Source organism: Arthrobacter sp. ISL-72 (assembly GCF_018613755.1).
GTDB lineage: Bacteria > Actinomycetota > Actinomycetes > Actinomycetales > Micrococcaceae > Arthrobacter.
Map to the genome: position 1 here is coordinate 1 of NZ_JAGGPP010000030.1, position 20,734 is coordinate 20,734.

General features: G+C 66.6%; 20 protein-coding genes. 12 read left to right on the plus strand and 8 right to left on the minus strand.

What is annotated here, in order from left to right; translation table 11 throughout:
• The 4 genes from J7I92_RS20055 to J7I92_RS20070 all read right to left on the minus strand — a co-directional run.
• Positions 1-309, minus strand: a 309-nt coding sequence (locus tag J7I92_RS20055; protein WP_214840820.1) for a transposase, incomplete at its 3' end; no start/stop codon positions are given.
• Between the two features lie 63 nt (positions 310-372).
• Positions 373-1,839: an APC family permease gene (locus J7I92_RS20060; protein WP_214843376.1), complete on the minus strand. Its 1,467-nt coding sequence runs from the start codon at positions 1,837-1,839 to the stop codon at positions 373-375.
• 143 nt (positions 1,840-1,982) lie between these two features.
• Complete coding sequence (locus tag J7I92_RS20065) at positions 1,983-3,323, minus strand: NAD(P)/FAD-dependent oxidoreductase (protein ID WP_214843378.1); 1,341 nt, start codon at positions 3,321-3,323, stop codon at positions 1,983-1,985.
• Positions 3,324-3,344: 21 nt separating this feature from the next.
• Positions 3,345-3,689, minus strand: a complete 345-nt coding sequence (locus J7I92_RS20070) for a cupin domain-containing protein (protein WP_214843379.1) — start codon at positions 3,687-3,689, stop codon at positions 3,345-3,347.
• A 198-nt stretch (positions 3,690-3,887) separates the two neighbouring features.
• On the opposite strand from J7I92_RS20070, the gene J7I92_RS20075 reads away from it, so the two are divergent.
• Together J7I92_RS20075 and J7I92_RS20080 are read left to right on the plus strand one after the other, a co-directional pair.
• Positions 3,888-4,478 (plus strand): TetR/AcrR family transcriptional regulator, encoded by a 591-nt coding sequence (locus J7I92_RS20075; protein WP_214843380.1) that lies wholly within the window; start codon positions 3,888-3,890, stop codon positions 4,476-4,478.
• 191 nt (positions 4,479-4,669) lie between these two features.
• A complete protein-coding gene (locus J7I92_RS20080) occupies positions 4,670-6,079 on the plus strand; it encodes an aldehyde dehydrogenase family protein (protein ID WP_214843381.1) in 1,410 nt (469 codons plus the stop codon).
• A 78-nt stretch (positions 6,080-6,157) separates the two neighbouring features.
• Here J7I92_RS20080 and nagB read toward each other — a convergent pair whose 3' ends face one another.
• From nagB to J7I92_RS20095, 3 genes are read right to left on the minus strand one after another with little or no spacing between them, the layout of a single operon-like run.
• Positions 6,158-6,976: a glucosamine-6-phosphate deaminase gene (gene nagB / locus J7I92_RS20085; protein ID WP_214843382.1), complete on the minus strand. Its 819-nt coding sequence runs from the start codon at positions 6,974-6,976 to the stop codon at positions 6,158-6,160.
• Entirely contained in the window at positions 6,957-8,279 is a 1,323-nt protein-coding gene (locus J7I92_RS20090; RefSeq protein WP_214843383.1) for an N-acetylglucosamine-6-phosphate deacetylase, read from the minus strand. The genes nagB and J7I92_RS20090 overlap by 20 nt, the downstream gene beginning before the upstream one ends.
• A complete protein-coding gene (locus tag J7I92_RS20095) occupies positions 8,269-9,543 on the minus strand; it encodes a PTS transporter subunit EIIC (RefSeq protein WP_214843385.1) in 1,275 nt (424 codons plus the stop codon). Before J7I92_RS20095 ends, J7I92_RS20090 begins: the two co-directional genes overlap by 11 nt.
• Before the next feature lie 182 nt (positions 9,544-9,725).
• On the opposite strand from J7I92_RS20095, the gene J7I92_RS20100 reads away from it, so the two are divergent.
• From J7I92_RS20100 to J7I92_RS20115, 4 genes are read left to right on the plus strand one after another with little or no spacing between them, the layout of a single operon-like run.
• Positions 9,726-9,956 carry a glucose PTS transporter subunit EIIB gene (locus J7I92_RS20100; RefSeq protein WP_214843387.1) on the plus strand — a complete coding sequence of 77 codons (231 nt, stop codon included), beginning with the start codon at positions 9,726-9,728 and terminating at the stop codon, positions 9,954-9,956.
• The gene (locus tag J7I92_RS20105; protein ID WP_311380448.1) at positions 9,953-10,483 is read left to right on the plus strand and encodes a PTS glucose transporter subunit IIA; all 531 of its coding nucleotides are present in this window, start codon (positions 9,953-9,955) and stop codon (positions 10,481-10,483) included. The genes J7I92_RS20100 and J7I92_RS20105 overlap by 4 nt, the downstream gene beginning before the upstream one ends.
• A 24-nt stretch (positions 10,484-10,507) precedes the next feature.
• A complete protein-coding gene (locus J7I92_RS20110) occupies positions 10,508-11,227 on the plus strand; it encodes a GntR family transcriptional regulator (RefSeq protein ID WP_214843389.1) in 720 nt (239 codons plus the stop codon).
• Positions 11,228-11,270: 43 nt separating this feature from the next.
• A complete protein-coding gene (locus tag J7I92_RS20115; protein WP_214843392.1) occupies positions 11,271-12,128 on the plus strand; it encodes a prephenate dehydratase in 858 nt (285 codons plus the stop codon).
• Positions 12,129-12,136: 8 nt separating this feature from the next.
• Here the strand turns inward: J7I92_RS20115 and J7I92_RS20120 are convergent, their stop codons facing one another.
• Positions 12,137-14,068: an FAD-binding monooxygenase gene (locus J7I92_RS20120; RefSeq protein WP_214843394.1), complete on the minus strand. Its 1,932-nt coding sequence runs from the start codon at positions 14,066-14,068 to the stop codon at positions 12,137-12,139.
• 232 nt (positions 14,069-14,300) lie between these two features.
• Between J7I92_RS20120 and J7I92_RS20125 the strand changes: the two genes are divergently transcribed.
• The 6 genes from J7I92_RS20125 to J7I92_RS20150 are packed head-to-tail and all read left to right on the plus strand — an operon-like array spanning position 14,301 to position 20,723.
• Positions 14,301-15,803 carry a fumarylacetoacetate hydrolase family protein gene (locus J7I92_RS20125; protein WP_214843396.1) on the plus strand — a complete coding sequence of 501 codons (1,503 nt, stop codon included), beginning with the start codon at positions 14,301-14,303 and terminating at the stop codon, positions 15,801-15,803.
• Complete coding sequence (locus J7I92_RS20130) at positions 15,796-16,461, plus strand: GntR family transcriptional regulator (protein ID WP_214843398.1); 666 nt, start codon at positions 15,796-15,798, stop codon at positions 16,459-16,461. Before J7I92_RS20125 ends, J7I92_RS20130 begins: the two co-directional genes overlap by 8 nt.
• Positions 16,462-16,511: 50 nt before the next feature.
• Positions 16,512-18,026, plus strand: a complete 1,515-nt coding sequence (hpaE, locus tag J7I92_RS20135) for a 5-carboxymethyl-2-hydroxymuconate semialdehyde dehydrogenase (RefSeq protein ID WP_214843400.1) — start codon at positions 16,512-16,514, stop codon at positions 18,024-18,026.
• A gap of 38 nt (positions 18,027-18,064) precedes the next feature.
• Entirely contained in the window at positions 18,065-19,147 is a 1,083-nt protein-coding gene (gene hpaD / locus J7I92_RS20140) for a 3,4-dihydroxyphenylacetate 2,3-dioxygenase (protein ID WP_214843402.1), read from the plus strand.
• Positions 19,148-19,149: 2 nt separating this feature from the next.
• On the plus strand, positions 19,150-19,935 hold the full coding sequence (gene hpaH / locus J7I92_RS20145) for a 2-oxo-hept-4-ene-1,7-dioate hydratase (protein ID WP_214843404.1): 786 nt from the start codon (positions 19,150-19,152) through the stop codon (positions 19,933-19,935).
• Positions 19,920-20,723, plus strand: a complete 804-nt coding sequence (locus J7I92_RS20150) for an aldolase/citrate lyase family protein (RefSeq protein WP_214843405.1) — start codon at positions 19,920-19,922, stop codon at positions 20,721-20,723. The genes hpaH and J7I92_RS20150 overlap by 16 nt, the downstream gene beginning before the upstream one ends.
• Positions 20,724-20,734 lie beyond the last annotated feature (11 nt).

A 20,734-nucleotide genomic window follows, 5' to 3' on the forward strand; every position in this document is an offset into this window, starting at 1 on the left:
GTGAAACGCCGTATCGGTGAGCCCGTACCCGCACGCGGCCTTCCAGCGCAGGTCGTACGTCAAAGCCTCCGCCGCTTCGCGGTCAGAAAGACCCTGCAACGCCTGCAGCACCAGCACCGATCCGATCACGGGTGCCGGAACTGAAGGGCGGCCCCGCCGTGACGGGAAGAGGTCCTCCATCATTGAATCGGGAAACAACCGGCCCCGATGCCCGGCCAGAAAAGCGAACACACTGCCCGGAGCCAACAACTCCCCGGCCAGTGCCTCCACATCCAAATACCCGCGCTGCGCGTCCTCGCGTCCCTGCATAAGACCAGTCTTAACCACCAGCCGCGCCAGTCCAGCCGACGCGCCTTGACGCTCGCGATTAATTCAGCAGGCTCCTAGGGTCCGCACGCGCGTTTCCACTTTGATCTCCACCAGCACTCCGGCCAGGAAGATCACCGGGACGGCTGCCAGCAGTCCTGCGGCCGTTTCGGCGCTTCCGCCGATGAGGGAGGTGAAGTTGCTGACCACCAGGTAGAGCACCCACGCCAGCAGCGCGGCGGCGAACACCGGTGCGATGAATGTCTGCCAGTGCTGCCCTGTCACGCGTTCCCGGCGGAAATAGGCGACGACGGCGAGGGAACACAGCATGTACAGCACCAGCAGCGCCGCGACGGCCAGGCCGCTGAACCAGGAAAACAGGGTCAGCACCGGGTCCAGTCCCAGTACGGCAAAGGGCGCCACAAGCAGGGCCGCGACCGCGGTCTGGATCCACGCCGCCGTGGCCGGGGCGCGGTGCCTGTTGGTCCGGGCCACGACGGCGGGCATGGAGCCGCGCAGTGCCAGCGAGTGGAGGTAGCGGTTGATGCCGTTGTGGAACGCGATGATGCCGGCCAACAGGGACGTCACCAGCAACACACCGGCAGTGACGCCGGCCCAGGGGCCGAACATCTCAACGATGGGGCCGATCACGAATGACGTTGCGTCGCCGGACTCGAGTGCCGCGCCCGCTGCCTCGACCACATGCGAGGGGCCGTAGAAGCTGACCAGCATCCAGGTGATGAAGGAGAAGAAGACGGCGATGATGCCCACGGAGAGATAAGTGGCCCGCGCAACGGTCCGGTGCGGGTCCTTGGCTTCCGCGGAGTAGATGGCGGTCGATTCGAAGCCGAACATGGAGGCCACGGCGAACATGATGGCGACGCCGGGAGCTCCGCTGGCGATCGCTTCCGGCGCGAACGAGGCGGCTATGTTCAGGCCTTCGGGGCCGCCGCCCTTGAACAGGACGGAGAACCCGAACATCAGCAGGATGGCCACTTCCAGGCCGACCAGCACGGCAAGGACGCGGGCGCCCAGCTCAATGTTCATCGATCCCAGGACCTGGACGCCGGCCATCGTGACGACGGCGAGCAGCCACCACGGAACGGTTACGCCTGCGGAGGCCAGCAGGCCGGAGAAGGCGGCACCGTACAGTCCGTACATGGCAGCCTGCACAGTGCTGTAGGCCAGCAGGGCAAGCCACGCCGCACCGGCGCCGACTTTGCGGCCGAACGCCGCGGTGACATAGGCGTAAAAGGCGCCGTTGGTCTGGACCTTCCGGCTCATGGCCACAAAGCCGACAGCGAAGATGACAATGACGATGCCGACGACGAGGTAGGCCCCCGGGGCGCCGGCACCGTTGCCAAGCGCGGCAGCCAGGGGTGCTGCTCCGACGATTCCGGTCAGCGGGGCCTGGGCCGACAGGACAAAAAACAGGATGCCCAGGACTCCGATGCTGCCTGCGCGCAGGGCAGTGGAGTGTTCCTGGCGGGAACCGGGTTCCGCGGTCCGGGATTCGGGATTCGAAATACTCATTGGATCCTTCTTAACGGTCATGAGTTCTGGAAAGTGCTGGGGAGGGTGCCTGCCAGTGGATGATCGCACCGTTAAATCCAGCATGGCAGCCAGCCACGGATGCGCCTTGTCGGATAGCGCTCAGTTGTTGTGCGTGAGCGCAGTCACGCACGGGATGGCTCTTTTGCCAGCAGGGAAGCGGCGGCACACGCGGCCTCCATGCCGCTTTCAATTGCCCCGTCAATAAAGCCGCCCCACCCGTTGGCGATGTCGGAACCGGCAAAAAGGATCCGGCCATGGGCCGCCTGCAAAGCGGAAAGGTAGGCGGACAGGAAGCCGGTGCGGTGCATGGGCCAGGTTTCACCGGACAGCGGATCCGCCACCCAGTTGTGGCTGGCCACGTCCACCACTTCGACGCCGGGCACCAGCCGGGTGAGCTGCGCCTGGACGGCCGCCGGGTCCTCAACGTCAATCTTTGACGCATCCGGACCGAACCCGACGGCGATCGTGTCGCCGTCGAGCGCGTACTCAACCTGGAAGAAATTGAGGGGCCAGTCGGCGCCGCCCAGCGCCACGAACGGGGCGTGTTCGCCGCGGATCTTGAACCAGACCTTGGCTCCCTTGGCGACCTGGCCGAGGGCGCAGCCTTCGGTCTTGGCCCCCGGCAGGGGTGGTTCGAAGCTCACGGTTTCCATGGCATGGAGCGGAACCGTGACGATCGCTGTTCGGGCGCGGACCGTCCGGCCGTCGGTGCTTTTGATGTTCACTGAATTGTCCGCCATGACGGAGTCATCCGCCATGGTATCCACGGTGAAGCCGTAATCGATGCTCGCCTTCGAGTCCGCAAGGATTGCTGCGGCCAGGGCGGCAGTGCCTCCCACGATTTTGTAGGTGGCGCAGGCTTCGAAGTTCACGGCCCAGTCTCCGTTGGTCAGGGCAACCCAGCGGAGGGCCTGGGTCAGGGCCGCGTTTTCCAGCGGACCGTTGAAGTTCAAAGCCCAGAAGGACTCGAGGACGTCCCGCTGCCCGCCAGCCGGAAACTGTTCACGGATCCGGTCCTGGACGGAAACGTGGTCGATCGCCTTAAACCCGTCGCGGGCCAGCGGTCTGAAGGGCTCCGGAAAGTACTTCCGGGAGTCCCGGACGAACTCCTCATTGGACTGGCCTATGAGCCCGAGCAACTCATCGGGCCCGCCCTCGTGCCGGCTGCCTTCCGCCCACCAGAACGCGCGTTCCGGCTCAGGGCTGGGCGTAGTGTCCAGTCCGTAGCGCTTCAGCTCCGCCCAGACATACGGCTGGGTCCAGTGCACCCAGGTGCCGCCGATTTCGAGGTCCCGGCCAAGCCGGTGATCCAACCACGTCCGCCCGCCGATCCGGTCCCGCGCCTCCACGATATGGACCGCCAGGCCCTGCCTGCTGAGTTCGCGGGCTGCGGTGAGTCCGGCGAAGCCGGCACCCACCACGACGACGTCATACAGTTCGTGTTCCATCGTGTCGTGTTCCATCGTGTGATCCATTGCGGGCCCTTAGGAGTACACAAAGAATTCGACGGTGGGCGCGAGGACGGCCCACCTGGTGCGGGCGCCCTTATTGAAGGAAGCGGCGCCGCCTGGGTTGAGATCGAAAGTATCGCCGTCCTCCACTTCGATGCGCAGGTGCCCTTCGACGATGGAGATGGTTTCGTCAGCGTGGATCACCAGCTCAAACGGCTCGGGTGCCTCTGCCGGCGTTACATGCCAGTAGCCGCAGGCGAGGGCCGGGCGGTTGCCCTCTCCGAAGCGGCGGACCCACTGCACCTGGCCAAGTTCGAAGGGTTCGTTCTTGGACGGATCGAGGGCGGATGAGGTGGTGAAGGCAATGGTTTCTGACATTTTGGCTCCAGATGTTGAGGCTGACGATGTTGTGAGGGGACGTGCCGGGTTCCCGGATGAGCCTCTGAATGAGGCGGAGAGGCGGAGAGGCGGAGCGGCTGCAAAGTGAGACGCATCACGCTTGGATAGATCTAAGCAAGTGCTTAGTTTTAAGTCAAGAGCTCCTGAGCTTTCTGGGCCACTGGCTAGACTCGGTTCATGAAGACACCCGTTCCTGTCCCGCCGTCGAAATACGGGACCGGCAAGGAGGCGCTGCTTCGCGCCGCCGTTGAGGTGGTGGCGGCCAAAGGCCTCCGTGGCCTCACGTACCGCTCGGTGGCGGAAGCCGCCGGCGTCAACAACACGCTCGTGGCCCACCACTTCGGCTCGCGGGACGCCTTGATTGCCGCGGCCCTGGACTGGGCTGCCGAACAGTCCATCAGTGCATCCAAGCTCCGTGAGGCCGCGGCCCTGGGCCATTCCTTCACGGAGTCGCTCCTGGATCTGCTGCTCGCCGAACCTGAGCTGCAGGTCTTCCAATACGAGATGATCCTTGAGGCGCGGCGGCGCCCGGAACTCGCGGGAGCGGTCTCTGCCCTCTATGAGAACTACGTCAGTGCCCTGGCCGAAGGCCTCGCCGCCTCCGGGCTGAACCGGAATGTAGAGGTGGTTGCGCGGACGCTCTTTGCTTCCTTGGACGGTCTGGTCCTTCAGTACCTGGCAGGCGTGGACCGTGCCCTCATTGCGGCTTCGCTTGAGGAAGTCCACGCCGTCCTGCTCTTCCGGATCGGGGCAGGCACGCAGAGTTAGGCAACGGGCAGGGACGCAGCGGCACAGCCCTGGTTGAACAGCCGGAGTAGGCGCCGTTCCCGCATCTGTTCGCCTGGCGTCAAGGGGCGTTCGCGGAAAGACAAGACACTTCAAAGGACGGCCGGGCAGACTCGAGGAATAGCTCAGGCCGCGCTGGCCGTGCGCATCGCCAACTCGAAGTGGAGTACTCCTTGGAAACTTACGACGCCCTCCTGGCCTCGATCACCCCGGACGCCGGCGAGACCCGGACCATCATTGACCCCGCCACCGGCACCCCTGTGGGCGAAGCCCCGGTCCACACCGTTGAGGACCTCGAAGCCACGGTGGCCGCTGCCGTCGCAGCCCAGCCAGCCTGGGCTGCCCTGGGCCACGAGGCCCGGTCCGCCGTGCTGCTCAAGGCAGCCGACGCCGTCGAACGCTCTGCCGAAGAGCTCGCCCGGCTGCTCTCCCGCGAGCAGGGCAAGCCGCTCAACGGCCCGAACGCCCGCTTTGAAGTCGGCGCCTGTGTCGCGTGGATCCGGGCCGCCGCTACCACGCCGCTGGAACCGGAAACCGTGGTGGACGACGGCGAAACCTACGCCGAACTGCACTACCGGCCCATCGGCGTCGTGGGTGCGATCGGCCCGTGGAACTGGCCCATGATGATCACCATCTGGCAGATCGCCCCCGCCCTTCGGATGGGCAACGCCGTCGTGGTGAAGCCCTCCAAGATGACGCCGCTGTCCGTGCTCGCGCTGGCCAAGGTCCTGAACGAGGAACTCCCCGAAGGGCTGCTGTCCGTGGTCTCCGGCGACCGTGCCGTGGGAGCCCGGCTGGCCGAACACCCGGCCATCGGCAAGGTCATGTTCACCGGCTCCACCGACGCGGGCCGTTCGATCATCAAGTCCTCGGCGGCCACCGTCAAGCGGCTCACCCTGGAGCTGGGCGGCAACGACGCCGGCATCGTCCTGCCCGACGCCGACCCCAAAGCCATCGCCCAGGACCTCTTCTGGGGCGCCTTCATCAACACCGGCCAGACCTGTGCCGCCCTCAAACGCCTCTACGTCCACGACGACATCTACGACTCCGTCTGCGAGGAACTCACTGCCGTGGCCGCCGCGATGCCGATGGGCGTCGGCCTGGACGAGAACAATGTCCTCGGCCCGTTGCAGAACCGGTCGCAGTACGACATCGTGGCCCGACTGGTCGAGTCCGCCAGGGAGTCCGGCGCCCGCATCCTGCTCGGCGGCAACCCGGACACCGACCAGCCCGGCCACTTCTACCCCGCCACCCTGGTCGCCGACATCGACAACGACAACCCCCTCGTGGCGGAGGAACAGTTCGGCCCGGCCCTGCCGATCATCCGCTACAGCACCGTGGACGAGGCGGTCGAGTACGCCAACGGGCTCGACGTCGGACTCGGCGCCTCCGTCTGGTCCTCCGACCTCCCGGCAGCCCGCAAGGTCGCAGCCCGAATCCAGGCCGGAACCGTCTGGATCAACAAGCACGGCGCGGTGGATCCCCGCGTACCCTTCGGCGGTGCGAAGCAGTCCGGCTACGGCCTGGAATTCGGCGTCGAAGGCCTGAAGGCGGTCGGTGTCCCGCAGGTCATCAACGGCTGACGCGGCTAGGAGTTTTTGTCCAGATGGAGGGACTTTGGGGACGATTAGCGCCCATTATCTGGACAAAAACACCTAGGGCTAGCTTTGTCGGGCCTGGGCCTGCTGGAGCCAGGGCCGGGTCGGCGTCTGGCCCAGCTGGTCGTTGAAGTCCTGGGCGTCGCGGTAGTACTCCAGCAGGCTCAGGCGTGACGCGGCCGCGGGGTCCAGGATGACGACGGCCCGGCGGTGCATCTGCAGCACCGACGCAGGGCAGTGCGCTCTGACCGGGCCCTCCACCATGGCCTGGACTGCGTCGGCCTTGTTCTCCCCCATGGCCACGAGCACCGCAAGCTTGGCCTCGCGGATGGTCCCCAGCCCCTGAGTGAGGCACAGCCGGGGAACGTCGCCGTCGGGAAAGAACCGCGCGTTGTCCGCGCGGGTGGCTCCCGCCAGCGTCTTCACCCTGGTGCGGGAGGCAAGGGACGACGTCGGCTCGTTGAACCCTATGTGCCCGTTCGCTCCGATGCCGAGGATCTGGATGTCCACCCCGCCGGCCGCCGTGATGGCGCCGTCGTAGCGGTCCGCTTCCCCAATGAGGTCAGGCGCATCCCCCTGCGGGGTGATGAGCTGCTCCAGCGGCAGGTCCACATGATCGGCGAATTCCCGCCGGATGGTGGAGTAGTAGCTCTGTTCATGCTCCGGCGGCAGCCCGGCATATTCGTCCAGGGTGAAGGCGGTCACCCGGCTGAAGCTCAGGTCCTCCTCCCGGTGCCGCCGGATAAGTTCCTGGTACGTGGATTTCGGTGACCCTCCGGTGGCCAGTCCCAGGACGGCCGGTCCCTGCCGGACCCGGGCGTCGATGATGTCGGCCGCCCTGCCCCCTACGTGTTCCGCGGACTCACACAGAATGATCTGCACGCGTCTTCCTTTCCTGAGTTAGCGATGCGCCGGCCCGGTAGGCCTGCAGCAGTTCAAGTTCTTCGGTGGTGACCAGCACGTCCGCGCGGTACCCCCGGGCAATGGAACCGACCGGATACGGGCTACCCTCCGCCGCACCCCGCCGGTCCAGCCCCATGAGCCGGGCCGGCGTGCTAGAAGCCGCGGCAACTGCATCGGCCAGCGGCACTCCCCATTCGACGCAGCGGCGGACATTGTCCAGCAGCAGGCTCGTTGCGCCCGCGATTGCCCCGGGAATCGCATCTCCGGCACCCGGAACCAGCCGCGCCACCCGGTCCTGGACCAGGACGTCCAGGCTGCCGAGCGTGTAGTGGCCGTCGGACATTCCGGCCGCCGCCATCGCGTCCGTAATCAGCGCGATTGAACCCGGACCCACCAAGCCAAAGACCATGCGGACGATCTCCGGGTCCAGGTGCACCCCGTCGGCCACGAGTTCCAGGACCATGCGGTCCGGTGCATCTACGGCCGCCTGCAACAGGACCGGGATGGGTCCCGGCTGGCGGTGGCCCAAAGGAGGCATCCGGTTGAACAGGTGCGTGGCGGACCAGGTTCCAGTGACGGCACCGGCACTGGCCGCACCCGCCTCGATGGCACCGCCGAGCGCCTCCCGCGTCAGGGCCGCCGTCGCATCGGTATGGCCGAGCGACGGGACCACCCCGTAGCGCCGGCAGAGCGCCACAAGGTCGCCAAAGTGCGCAGTTTCCGGGGCCAGCGTGAGGGAACGCAGCGTGCCCTGTCCGGCCTCGAGCCACTGCCGCAGGAGCTCCGGGTCGCCGTCGATGATGGCGGCCGGGTCCTGCGCGCCGCACATGCTTTTGGCGATGAACGGCCCTTCCAGGTGCAGGCCCGCCAGCGTCCCGTCCTGCACCAGCTCCCGCAGCACGGCAATCTGCTCCAGCAGCACGCTGGAAGGTGCCGAAACCAGCGAGGCGAGTACCGACGTCGTACCTTGGGCGGCGTGGTAGGCGGCGGCCAAGCGCGCTCCCTCCGCATCCGCGGAGAAGGTGCGCCCCACGGCGCCGTGGCAGTGCACGTCCACAAGGCCGGGCAGGATGACCGGCACCTGTTGGGTGTCGACGTCGACGCCGGCGGGCAGCTCCGCCGTCGGACCGCACCACAGGATGCGCTCCCCGGCGATCAGCACGGTGCCGTCGTCGATCACAGTTTCGCCGGGCCGGCCGGTAATGAGGCGCCCCCGCAGCCCCAGTTCGATGCCGCCGTTCCCGGACTGACCTGGTCCCGGCACGCCGGGATCAGCTCGCATCGGCTTTGGCCATCGAACCGTTCTCGTCAGTTTCATCTTCACGGCCCATGGTGCGCAGGTTCCAGCGACGGATCACGAAGCGGAACACGACGTAGTAGATGGCCGCGTAGCCCAGGCCGATAGGCACCAGCCAGAGCGGATTCTGCGCAATGCCGAAGTTGAGCAGGTAGTCGATGGCCCCGGCGGAGAAGCCGAACCCGTGGTGGATGCCCAGGAAGTTGACCAGCATCATCGACGTTCCGGTCAGGATGGCATGAACCAGGTACAGCGGCCATGCGACGAACATGAAGGAGAACTCGAGCGGTTCGGTGATGCCGGTGAGGAAGGCGGTGAGGCCGGTGGAGAGCATCACGCCGCCGACGATCTTCTTCTGCGAAGGCTTGGCTTCGTGCCAGATGGCCAGGGCGGCCGCGGGCAGGGCAAACATCATAATCGGGAAGAACCCGGTCATGAACACACCCGCGGAGGGGTCACCGGCAAAGAACCGGTTCAAGTCGCCGTGGGCGCCGTTGTAGTCGCCGATGATGAACCAGACGATCGAGTTCAGGATGTGGTGCAGGCCCAGCGGGATGAGCAGCCGGTTCAGGGTGCCGTAGACTCCGCTGCCCACCACGGTGTTGTCCGCGACGGCGTTGCCCACCGCGGTGAGGCCCGAGTTGAAGAACGGGTAGATGAGGGCCAGGACCACGCCGATCACGATGGCGGCGAACGAGGTCAGGATGGGCACCAGTCGGCGGCCGGCGAAGAATCCGAGCCAGTCCGGGAGGGTGGTCCGGTGGAATTTCTGCCACAGCCACGCCGTGGTCAGGCCCATCACGATGCCGGCCAGCACCCCGTAGTTGATGACGGGATCCTTGCCGCCCTCGGGGGCGGGACCCAGCACCAGCGGTGCCATGACTTTGAAAACGTTGGTGAGGACCAAATAGCCGACGACGGCGGCCAGCGCGGTTGACCCGTCGCCCTTCTTGGCGAAGCCGAAGGAAATGCCGACGGCGAAAAGCAGCGGAAGGTTCTCGAACAGGGCGCCGCCGGCCGCGCCGATCACCTGGGCGACCGTGTGGAGCGACTCGAACCTGCCCAGCAGGTCGTCCTGGCCCAGGCGCAGAAGGAGCGCGGCGGCGGGAAGGGCGGCGATGGGGAGCATCAGGCTGCGGCCGAAGCGCTGCATGTTCTGCAGGACCTTGCCGCTGCCCTTGGTTTTTCCCCCGGCCGGAGCGGCCAACGGGCCGGCCCCGGCGGAAGCGGACGGGTTTTCCGTGGACATGTGGTTCCTCGTTTCGAAAAGGGGTGCTTGTGCGGGGATGCGGGATTCAGTAGAGTTTTGCTGACTGGTTATAACCAGTGACAATCATCACTGTGAAGCGCGGTGGGCTCCCTTGTCAACCTCAGGCCGAAAAAACCTGCAGAGCCGGCCCGCCTTCACCGAAACGATCAACAGGAGTGGACATGTCCAAAGCAGAAACCATCCTCGCCGCTCTGGGCGGCGCGGATAACGTCGAGGAAATCGAAGGGTGCATCACCCGGTTGCGCACCGAAGTGGTGGACGCCGGCCGCGTGGATCAAGCAGCGCTCAAGGCGGCAGGCGCCCACGGCGTCATGGTGGCCGGCACGGTGGTGCAGGTGGTCGTAGGCCCGGAAGCCGAGAGCCTCGCCGAAGACATCCAGGACCTGATGTGAGCACGCCCGATGTGGGCACGGCTGACGTGAACACGCCTGATGCGGGCACGGCAGCACCCGCCGTGGCCATCAGCGTGGCCTCTCCCCTGCCGGGCCGGCTCATCCCGCTGGGCGAAGTACCGGATCCGGTGTTCGCCAAAGGGCTGGTGGGCGGCGGTGCCGCCGTCGTCCCTGATGACGACGCTGGCGTGCTGACCGCCGTCGCTCCCTTGGACGGGCGCGTCATCAAGGTGATGCCGCACGCGTACATCGTCCAGCACGCCTCGGGTCCCGCCGTGCTGGTCCATGTCGGCATCGATACGGTCGGCCTCAAAGGCGAGGGTTTCACGGTCATCGCGCAAAAGGGTGACCAGGTGAAGGCCGGCGACGCCATGATCAGCGTTGATGTCACATTCGTCCGCTCGATGAACCTCAGCATGTGCAGCCCCGTGGTGCTCCTGGACAGCAAACCGGACGCCATCGATTCACCGGCCTCCGGTGCACGGGTGGAAGCCGGCGGGCACCTGTTCAACCTGCCCGGACAATAGAGGCATGGATACGGCAGGAGAGGCATGGATACGGCAGGGGAACTAAAGCACGTCCGGGTGCGCAGGCAGCTGCAGGAGCTGGTGGCGAGCACGCTGCGGCCCGGTGACGCGCTGCTGGGCGAACGCCAGCTGGAGGAGCAGTTCGGGGTCTCGCGCATCACGGTGCGCCGGGCCATCTCGGACCTCGTCCAGGACGGAGCGCTGGTCCGGATCAAAGGCAAGGGAACCTTTGTCTCGCATGGACTGGTGCGCTCAACCCTGCATCTGGCCTCCTTCAACGAGGACATGCGGGCGGCCGGCTACGAACCGAGCACCCGGGTGATCAACGCTGCCGTCGCTGTGCCGCCTGCTGCAGCCGCCGAGCACCTGGGGCTCGCTGAGGGCGACGAGGCCTATCAGGTGCGGCGGCTGCGCCTGGCCAACGGGGCGCCTGTCAGCGTGGACGAATCCTGGCTGCCGCCCGGGGCCTTGCCGGGCCTGCTGTCGGAGGATTTGACCGGGTCCCTCTACCGGGTCCTCGCGGCGTCCGGACATCCGGTGCAGCACGCCGAGCAGACCGTCGAGGCCTCTGCAGCGCCGGAGGAAACCGCTGTACTCCTTGAGATCGAGCCAGGCGCGCCGGTGCTGCTCTTCCGGCGCCGCTCGTTCACCGGGCAGGACGATCCGGGCACGCCCATCGAGTATTCGATCTCGACGTACCGTTCGGACCGGTACCAGGTGTCGATGCGGCTGGCCCTCGCCTGACCGGGTTGGGCGGGCGGGGGCAAGGCGTGAAACCATACGGAGCATGGCCCAGAAGATTGCGTACCAGGGTGAGCCCGGCGCCAACTCCAATATCGCGTGCAAACAGATGTTCCCCGAGTTCGAAAGCGTTCCCTGCGCCAGCTTCGAGGACGCCTTCGAACTGGTCTCCAGCGGCGAAGCCGAGCTTGCCATGATCCCGATCGAGAATTCCATCGCGGGCCGGGTGGCCGACATCCACATCCTCCTGCCCCAGTCCCACCTGCAGATCGTCGGCGAGTTCTTCCTGCCCATCCACTTCGACCTGCTGGGCATCCCGGGCAGCACCATCGAGGCAGCAACCGAGGTCCACAGCCACATCCACGCCCTGGGCCAGTGCCGCAAGTTGATCCGCGACGCCGGCCTCCGCCCCGTGATCGCCGGCGACACCGCCGGGTCCGCCCGCGAAGTCAGCGAGTGGAATGATCCCCGGAAACTTTCCCTCGCTCCCCCGCTGGCCGCGCAGCTCTACGGGCTGGAGGTGCTGGCGTCCGCCGTTGAGGATGACCCCTCCAACACCACGCGCTTCGTGGTCCTGGCCCGTGAAAAGGAACTGCCGGCCCGGGACGAACTGCCCGGGCCGGCGGTCACCAGCTTTGTGTTCCGTGTCCGCAACGTCCCGTCCGCGCTGTACAAGGCGCTCGGCGGCTTCGCCACGAACGGGGTGAACATGACCCGGCTCGAGAGCTACATGGTGGGCAACGAGTTCGCCGCCACCATGTTCATGGCCGACGTCGAGGGCCACCCCGAGGACCTGCCGCTTAGCCTGGCGCTGGAGGAACTGGAGTTTTTCACCACCGAGGTGCGGATTCTCGGCGTCTACGCGGCCGCGGAGTACAGGTCCGGACAGGCGGCCAGCGCCTGACCGTCCTGTTAGAGGGACGGGATACGTTCGGCCCCGGTCCGTACCGGCTCGGCCTTCCGGCCCGGCAGCAGCGGCGCGAAGAACTCGGCGAGCTCCGCCGTCGCGGTCAGCGGCAGGACGTTGGCCACGTATTGGTCCGGGCGGACCACCACCACGACGCCGCCGCGGTCCAGGCCGCGCTGCTCAAAGATGTCCGCCTTCGGATCGGCAGCGTAGACCTTCTCGTAGTCCATCAGCTTGAACGGCCCCACCTCGGGCTTGAACGCCACGGGAACGGCGCCGAAGTCGATGGCGGTGTGGTCCTGCTGGTAGATCACCTTCACATCGAACCACGCATCGGGGTCGGCACCTTCGGGGGTGGCGGCGAGCGGCGAGTCCGGGGAGCCGGCAACCCACTCGGCGAACCGGTCGGTCGCGGAGCCGGTGCCCGGCAACGCAGCGTCAGCGAAGACGTAGATCCGCCACCGGCCGTCCGCCGTAGCGTGGTGGCCGAGGTGCAGCGGGTTGGTGTCACCCACCCGGACAACCGGCGCGGACTTGAAGCGCTTACCCACCGTGTAGCCGGTGGCCAGGGCCTGGTGGTCCGAGGCGCCGACCAGCAGCGACGGCGCGTACTGCGTCATGAAGCCGGCAGGGAACTCGGCGGTGCGGACGTAGAAGTCCTCGAGCTCCGAGGGGTCTGCGAATTCCTCGGGCTTCTTCGCCATGAGGGTTGACCACTCCTTGTCGAAGTCGATCAGGTTCTTCGCGATGACCTGGCGCTCGGCGGAGTACGTGGACAACAGGCTTTCCGGGCTGCGGCCCTCGAGCACGTGCCCCAGCTTCCAGGCCAGGTTGAAGCCGTCCTGCATGGAGACGTTCATGCCCTGGCCGGCCTTGGCGCTGTGCGTGTGGCAGGCGTCGCCGGTGATGAATACGCGCGGCGTGCGGGTGCCGCGGTCCTCCGGGAGGACGTCGTCGAACCGGTCCGTGAGGCGGTGGCCCACCTCGTACACGCTGTGCCAGGCGACGTTGCGCACATCGAGCGTGTAGGGGTGGAGGATCTCGTTGGCCTTGCCGATGATCTCCTCGATGGTGGTGTTGCGCACCGCGCCTTTGTCGTTCGGGTCCACCTCGCCGAGATCCACGTACATGCGGAAGAGGTGGCCGCCTTCACGGGGGATCAGCAGGATGCTGCCGCCGGAGCCGGACTGGATGGCGCACTTGGTGCGGATGTCCGGGAAGTCGGTGACGGCGAGTGCGTCCATGACGCCCCACGCGTGGTTGGCCTGGTCGCCTGCGAGCGTGCAGCCGATCGACTCGCGCACCTTGCTGCGGGCGCCGTCCGCGCCCACGACGTACTTGGCCCGGACAATGCGTTCCCGGCCTTCGTTGGGCCCTGCGGTGTGCAGAAGGGTGACGGTGACGGGGTATTCACCCTCGCCGGTGACCTCGAGGCTGCGAAACTCAAAGCCATAGTCCGGTGCCATCCGCGTCGGTGCGTTCGCCATGTACTCGGCGAAGTAATCCAGCACCCGGGCCTGGTTGACGATGAGGTGCGGGAACTCGCTGATGCCCATTTCGTCGTCGACCGCCCGGGCGGTCCGGACGATGCGCGAGGGGTCCACGGTGTCCGGCTTCCAGAACGCCATCTCGGTGATCCGGTAGGCCTCGGCGATGATCCGTTCGGCGAAGCCAAAGGCCTGGAAGGTCTCGACGCTCCGGGCCTGGATGCCGTCGGCCTGGCCGATGGCAAGCCTTCCGGCGCGGCGCTCGACGATGCGGGTGGTGACATTCGGGAACTGGGACAGCTGGGCGGCGGCGAGCATGCCGGCAGGCCCGGTGCCCACGATGAGTACGTCGACTTCGTCCGGAAGCTCGGTTGGCCGGTTGATGCCGACGCCGGCTGCGGGCTGGACTCGCGGGTCACCGGATACGTAACCGTGATGGTGGAACTGCACGGGCTTTCCTCACTTCGTTGTGGGTGATCATCGCTGGAATCGTGTTCTATATCAGAACACGCAATTCGATAATCGAAATCAGAATTATTGCATCCACTGTACGACAGGTGTGACGCAGGCGACAAGCGGCACTTTCAGCGTCTGAAAATCCGCCGGGATCGGGGGGTTGACGGACCGCTCCTGATGGGCAATAGTGATCGTATACGATTTCGTACTTGATGAGGAGACAGCTTTGGAGCACGTCAACGACGACACCCTGGCGGCAGCACGCAAGGTGGTCGCTGTGCATATCAACTACCCCAGCCGCGCCGCCCAGCGCGGCCGGACTCCGGCCCAGCCCTCCTACTTCCTCAAGCCCTCGAGCTCGCTGGCGCTGACGGGGAACCCCGTGGAGCGCCCGGCCGGCTGTGAACTGCTCGGCTACGAAGGTGAGATCGCACTGATCATCGGCAAGAGCGCCCGCCGCGTCGGCATTGAGGACGCCTGGAGCCACGTGGCCGCAGTCACCGCCAGCAACGACCTCGGCGTCTACGACCTGCGCTATGCGGACAAGGGCTCCAACCTCCGCTCCAAGGGCGGCGACGGCTTCACCCCGGTGGGCCCCGGCCTTATTCCGGCAGACACCGTCGACCCCGCAAAGCTGCGCATCCGCACTTGGCACAACGGCGAACTGGTGCAGGACGACACCACCGGGGACCTGCTCTTCCCGTTCGCCCGGCTCGTGGCGGACCTCTCCCAGCTTCTCACCCTCGAAGAGGGGGACATCATCCTCACCGGAACCCCCGCCGGCGCCTCAGTCGCCGTGCCGGGCGACGTCCTGGAGGTGGAAGTCAGCACGACGACGGCGGGTGCCGACGGCGTCGAACTCACCACCGGCCGCCTGGTCACCACGGTGGAGGAAGGCACGACGCCGTTCGCCGGCTTCGGCGCCCTGCCCAAGACCGATGACCTGCAGCGGGAGGAGGCGTACGGTTCCCGCGAAGCGGCCGGGCTTCCCGAAGCGCAGGGCGTGCTGACCCCGGAACTGAAGGCCAAGCTGGAAAGCGTCGCCACGGCCACCCTGTCCTCCCAGATGCGCAAGCGCGGGCTGAACAACGTGAGCATCGACGGCCTGCAGGCCACCCGCCCGGACCGCCGCGTCGTGGGACTGGCCCGGACACTGCGCTACGTCCCCAACCGCGAGGACCTCTTCAAGACCTACGGCGGCGGGTTCAACGCCCAGAAGCGCGCCATCGACTCCGTCAACGAGGGCGAAATCCTGGTCATGGAGGCCCGGGGCGAGAAGGGAACCGGCACCGTCGGCGACATCCTCGCCCTGCGCGCCCAGGTGCGAGGTGCCGCAGCCATCATTACCGACGGCGGCGTCCGCGATTTCACCGCCGTGGCCGGGCTGGAGATGCCCACTTACTTTGCGAACCCGCACCCCGCCGTACTCGGCCGCCGCCACATTCCGTGGGACACGGACATCACCATCGCGTGCGGCGGTGCCACCGTGCAGCCGGGCGACATCATCGTGGCGGACTCGGACGGCATCCTGGTGATCCCGCCGGCCATCGCCGCGGAACTGGTGGATGACTGCATCCAGCAGGAAAAGGAAGAAGCCTTCATCTTCGAGATGGTCCAGCAAGGCAACAGCGTGGACGGGCTCTACCCGATGAACGCCGGCTGGCAGGCGCGGTATGAGGAATGGGAAGCAGGCAATCTGAAATCGGAAAAAGGCAACTCTGATGACTGAAACCGTTCTGGTTGCCGGCAGCAAGTCCGAACAGGCCTACCAGGCCGTCAAGGCGCGGATCGTCGAAGGCACCTACACCCCGGGCTACCGCCTGGTCCTGAGCATCATCGCCAAGGACCTGGGCTTCAGTGTGGTCCCGGTCCGCGAAGCCATCCGGCGGCTCGAGGCCGAGGGCCTGGTGAAGTTCGAACGCAATGTCGGTGCGACCGTCGCCGGCATCGACCCCACAGAGTACCTCTACACGATGCAGACGCTGAGCATCGTGGAAGGTGCCGCCACCGCGCTGTCTGCACCCCTGGTCAGCGCAATGGACATCGCCCGCGCCCGCGCGGTGAACGCCGAAATGCGGGAATGCCTTCAGCACTTCAACCCCGTCCGGTTTACCCAGCTCAACCAGGACTTCCACAGCGTCCTGTTCGAGCACTGCCCCAACCCCCACATCCTGGACCTGGTCCACCGCGGGTGGAACCGGCTGGCATCCCTCCGGTCCTCCACGTTCCGCTTCGTTCCGGGCCGGGCCCACGAATCGGTGGATGAGCACGAGGCGCTCCTGCAACTGATCGAATCCGGAGCCGACGCGGACACCATCGAAAAAGCCGCCAGGCTCCACCGCTCCGCCACACTGGACGCCTACCTCGCCCAGGCCAAAAACATCTGACCCGCTCACAGAGCAGAGCAACAGACCACCCGAGCAGTAAGGAAACAACAATGACGTTCACTGCAGAACAGACCGCCACGCATTACGTACCCCGGGACCTGCCCACCCACATCCAGCACTACATCAACGGCCAGTTCGTTGATTCCGTGGGCGGCAAGACCTTCGACGTCCTGGACCCGGTGTCCAACACCAACTACGCCACCGCCGCGGCAGGCCAGAAGGAAGACATCGACCTCGCCGTCGCGGCCGCCCGCGAAGCATTCGTCAACGGCCCCTGGCCGAAGATGAAGCCGCGTGAGCGCGCCCGCATCCTGAACAAGATCGCCGACGCGGTCGAGGCCCAGGAAGCCCGGCTCGCGGAGCTGGAGACCTTCGACACCGGCCTGCCGATCACCCAGGCGAAAGGCCAGGCCCTGCGCGCGGCGGAAAACTTCCGCTTCTTCGCGGACCTGATCGTGGCCCAGTTCGACGACGCCATGAAGGTCCCCGGCTCCCAGATCAACTACGTGAACCGCAAGCCGATCGGTGTCGCCGGGCTCATCACCCCGTGGAACACCCCGTTCATGCTTGAGTCCTGGAAGCTGGCCCCGGCCCTGGCCACCGGCAATACCGTGGTCCTCAAGCCGGCCGAGTTCACCCCGCTCTCCGCGTCGCTCTGGGCCACCATCTTCAAGGAGGCGGGCCTGCCGGACGGCGTCTTCAACCTGGTCAACGGCCTGGGCGAGGAAGCCGGCGACGCGCTGGTCAAGCACCCGGACGTCCCGCTGATCTCCTTCACCGGTGAGACCACCACGGGCCAGACCATCTTCCGCAACGCCGCCGCCAACCTCAAAGGCCTCTCCATGGAGCTCGGCGGCAAGTCCCCCTGCGTGGTGTTTGCCGACGCCGACCTCGACGCCGCGATCGACTCCGCCCTGTTCGGGGTCTTCTCGCTCAACGGTGAGCGCTGCACCGCCGGCTCCCGCATCCTGGTGGAACGCGCCATCTATGACGAGTTCTGCGAGAAGTACGCCGCCCGCGCGAAGAACATCGTCGTCGGCGATCCCCATGACCCCAAGACCCAGGTGGGTGCCCTGGTGCACCCGGAGCACTACGAAAAGGTGGCCTCCTACGTGGAGATCGGCAAGTCCGAAGGCCGGCTGCTGGCCGGCGGCGGACGCCCGGAAGGCCTCCCCGAGGGCAACTACATCGCCCCCACCGTCTTCGCCGACGTCTCCCCCGACGCCCGGATCTTCCAGGAGGAAATCTTCGGACCCGTCGTCGCCATCACCCCGTTCGAGAACGACGACGAAGCCCTCGCCCTGGCGAACAACACCAAGTACGGGCTGGCTGCCTACATCTGGACCCAGAACCTGACCCGCGCGCACAACTTCTCGCAGAACGTGGAGGCCGGCATGGTGTGGCTGAACAGCCACAACGTGCGTGACCTGCGCACCCCGTTCGGCGGCGTCAAGGCCTCCGGCCTGGGCCACGAGGGCGGCTACCGCTCCATCGACTTCTACACCGACCAGCAGGCCGTGCACATCAGCCTCGGCACCGTCCACACCCCCAAATTCGGCGCCTGACAGCGCCTACTAACCCCCTTCTAAGAAGAGAGCACACCATGACCAACTTCGTCCCCACCCCCACCGTTCCCGCTCCGGACATCGTCCGCTGCGCCTACATGGAAATCGTGGTCACGGACCTCGCCAAGTCACGCGAGTTCTACGTCGACGTCCTGGGCCTGCACGTCACCGAGGAAGATGAGAACAACATCTACCTGCGCCCCCTGGAGGAGTTCATCCACCACAACCTGGTGCTGCGCAAGGGACCCATCGCCGCCGTCGCAGCCTTCGCGTACCGGGTGAAGTCCCCCGCCGAGGTAGACGCCGCCGAGGCCTACTACAAGGAACTGGGCTGCCGCACCGAACGCCGCAAGGAAGGCTTCACCAAGGGCATCGGCGATTCCGTCCGGGTCGAGGACCCGCTCGGCTTCCCCTACGAGTTCTTCTACGACGTGGAGCACGTGGAGCGCCTCACCCAGCGCTACGACCTCTACTCCGCCGGCGAACTGGTCCGCCTGGACCACTTCAACCAGGTCACCCCGGACGTTCCCCGCGGCCGCAAGTACCTGGAGGACCTGGGCTTCCGCGTCTCCGAGGACATCAAGGATTCCGACGGCGTCACCTACGCTGCGTGGATGCACCGCAAGCAGACCGTCCACGACACCGCCCTCACCGGCGGCAACGGCCCGCGCATGCACCACGTCGCCTTCGCCACCCACGAGAAGCACAACATCATCCAGATCTGCGACAAGATGGGCGCCCTGCGCATCAGCGACCGGATCGAACGCGGCCCCGGCCGCCACGGTGTGTCCAACGCGTTCTACCTCTACATCCTGGACCCGGACGGCCACCGCATCGAGATCTACACCCAGGACTACTACACCGGCGACCCGGACAACCCCACCATCACCTGGGACGTCCACGACAACCAACGCCGCGACTGGTGGGGCAACCCCGTGGTCCCGTCCTGGTACACCGAGGCCTCCCTGGTCCTGGACCTGGACGGCAACCCGCAGCCCGTCATCATCCGCGAGGAAAAGAGCGAGATGGCTGTCACCGTCGGAGCCGACGGCTTCTCCTACACCCGGAAGCCGGGCGAGACTGCCGAGGCTGAAGGCTTCAAGCTGGGGGCGCAGCTGTAGCCATGCTTGATGCCAAGACGATTGAGGCCATCGCGGACGAACTGCTTGAGGCTGGCCGGACCCGCACCCCGGTCCCCCGGCTGACGGCTCGCTACCCCGACATGACAGTGGAGGACTCCTACACCGTCCAGCAGTTGTGGCGCCGCCGCAACGAGGAAGCCGGCCGGACCTTGGTGGGCCGCAAGATCGGCCTCACATCCAAGGCAATGCAGGCCGCCACCGGCATCACCGAACCGGACTACGGCGCCATCTTCGATGACATGGTCCTGGAAACCGGCTGCGCAGTGGAGTGGGACCAGTACACCCACCCCCGGGTGGAAGTGGAGCTGGCGTTCGTCCTGAAGGACGCCCTCAAAGGCCCCGGCTGCACCATCTTCGATGTCCTGAAGGCCACCGACTACGTGGTTCCGGCCCTCGAGATCCTGGATTCCCGGATCGAGATGGAGGGCCGGACCATCGTGGACACCATCTCCGACAACGCCGCCATGGGGGCGATGGTGGTGGGCGGCCGCCCTGTGAAGCCGGACGCCGTCGACCTCCGCTGGGTTTCCGCCATCCTCTACAAGAACCAGACCGTGGAGGAGACAGGCGTGGCCGCCGGCGTCCTGGACCACCCGGCCAACGGCGTGCACTGGCTGGCCAACAAGATCGCCGCCCACGGCGACAGCATGAAGGCCGGCGACATCATCCTCGCAGGCTCCTTCACCCGGCCCCTCTGGGTCTACAAGGGCGACACCGTCCACGCCGACTACGGACCGCTGGGAGCTGTGACATGCCGTTTCGTGTAGAAGACACGTTCCGGGGCGCCCTTGCCGGGGCCAACCGTCCGCTGGCAGGAATGTGGGTGTGCTCCGGCAGTCCGCTGGTGGCTGAGATCTGCGCGGGGTCCGGCCTGGACTGGCTGCTCGTGGATGCCGAGCACAGCCCGAACGGGCTCGAATCCATCCTCGCCCAGCTCCAGGCCATCCACGGCTACCCGGTCCACACCCTGGTCCGGCCGCCGGTGAACGACGTGGTGGTGATCAAGCAGTACCTGGACCTCGGCGTGCAGAACCTGCTGATCCCCATGGTCAATTCCGTGGCCGAAGCGGAGGCTGCCGTGGCGGCCACCCGCTACCCGCCCCGGGGCGTCCGCGGTGTGGGCTCGGCATTGGCCCGCGCCGCCCGCTGGAACCGGATCCCGGACTACCTGGCCCGCGCCGCGGAAACCATCAGCGTCACCGTCCAGATCGAATCCACGGCCTCCGTGGAGGCAGTGGAGGACATTCTGAAGGTCGACGGCGTGGACGCCGTCTTCATGGGACCCTCCGACCTCGCCGCCTCCATGGGGCTGCTGGGCCAGCAGGAACACCCCGAGGTGCGCGCCGCCGTCGAACACTGCCTCTCCGCCGCAAAGGCGGCGGGAAAGCCTGCCGGCGTCAACGCCTTCAACCCCGACACCGCCCGGCACTACCTCGCCAACGGCGCCGGTTTCATCCTGGTGGGCGCCGACGTCGCCCTGCTGGCGCGCGGCTCCGAAGCCCTCGCGGGCAAGTACATCAAAACGTCCGACGGCGACGCCCCCGCCAGCTACTGACACTTCTTAAG

Excerpts from the sequence above, each read along its gene's own strand:
- J7I92_RS20060 (WP_214843376.1), bottom strand. The coding sequence starts at position 1,839 with ATGAGTATTTCGAATCCCGAATCCCGGACCGCGGAACCCGGTTCCCGC.
- J7I92_RS20065 (WP_214843378.1), bottom strand. The coding sequence starts at position 3,323 with ATGGAACACGACACGATGGAACACGAACTGTATGACGTCGTCGTGGTG.
- J7I92_RS20070 (WP_214843379.1), bottom strand. The coding sequence starts at position 3,689 with ATGTCAGAAACCATTGCCTTCACCACCTCATCCGCCCTCGATCCGTCC.
- J7I92_RS20075 (WP_214843380.1), top strand. The coding sequence starts at position 3,888 with ATGAAGACACCCGTTCCTGTCCCGCCGTCGAAATACGGGACCGGCAAG.
- J7I92_RS20090 (WP_214843383.1), bottom strand. The coding sequence starts at position 8,279 with ATGCGAGCTGATCCCGGCGTGCCGGGACCAGGTCAGTCCGGGAACGGC.
- J7I92_RS20095 (WP_214843385.1), bottom strand. The coding sequence starts at position 9,543 with ATGTCCACGGAAAACCCGTCCGCTTCCGCCGGGGCCGGCCCGTTGGCC.
- J7I92_RS20100 (WP_214843387.1), top strand. The coding sequence starts at position 9,726 with ATGTCCAAAGCAGAAACCATCCTCGCCGCTCTGGGCGGCGCGGATAAC.
- J7I92_RS20110 (WP_214843389.1), top strand. The coding sequence starts at position 10,508 with ATGGATACGGCAGGGGAACTAAAGCACGTCCGGGTGCGCAGGCAGCTG.
- J7I92_RS20115 (WP_214843392.1), top strand. The coding sequence starts at position 11,271 with ATGGCCCAGAAGATTGCGTACCAGGGTGAGCCCGGCGCCAACTCCAAT.
- J7I92_RS20130 (WP_214843398.1), top strand. The coding sequence starts at position 15,796 with ATGACTGAAACCGTTCTGGTTGCCGGCAGCAAGTCCGAACAGGCCTAC.
- hpaE (WP_214843400.1), top strand. The coding sequence starts at position 16,512 with ATGACGTTCACTGCAGAACAGACCGCCACGCATTACGTACCCCGGGAC.
- hpaD (WP_214843402.1), top strand. The coding sequence starts at position 18,065 with ATGACCAACTTCGTCCCCACCCCCACCGTTCCCGCTCCGGACATCGTC.
- hpaH (WP_214843404.1), top strand. The coding sequence starts at position 19,150 with ATGCTTGATGCCAAGACGATTGAGGCCATCGCGGACGAACTGCTTGAG.
- J7I92_RS20150 (WP_214843405.1), top strand. The coding sequence starts at position 19,920 with ATGCCGTTTCGTGTAGAAGACACGTTCCGGGGCGCCCTTGCCGGGGCC.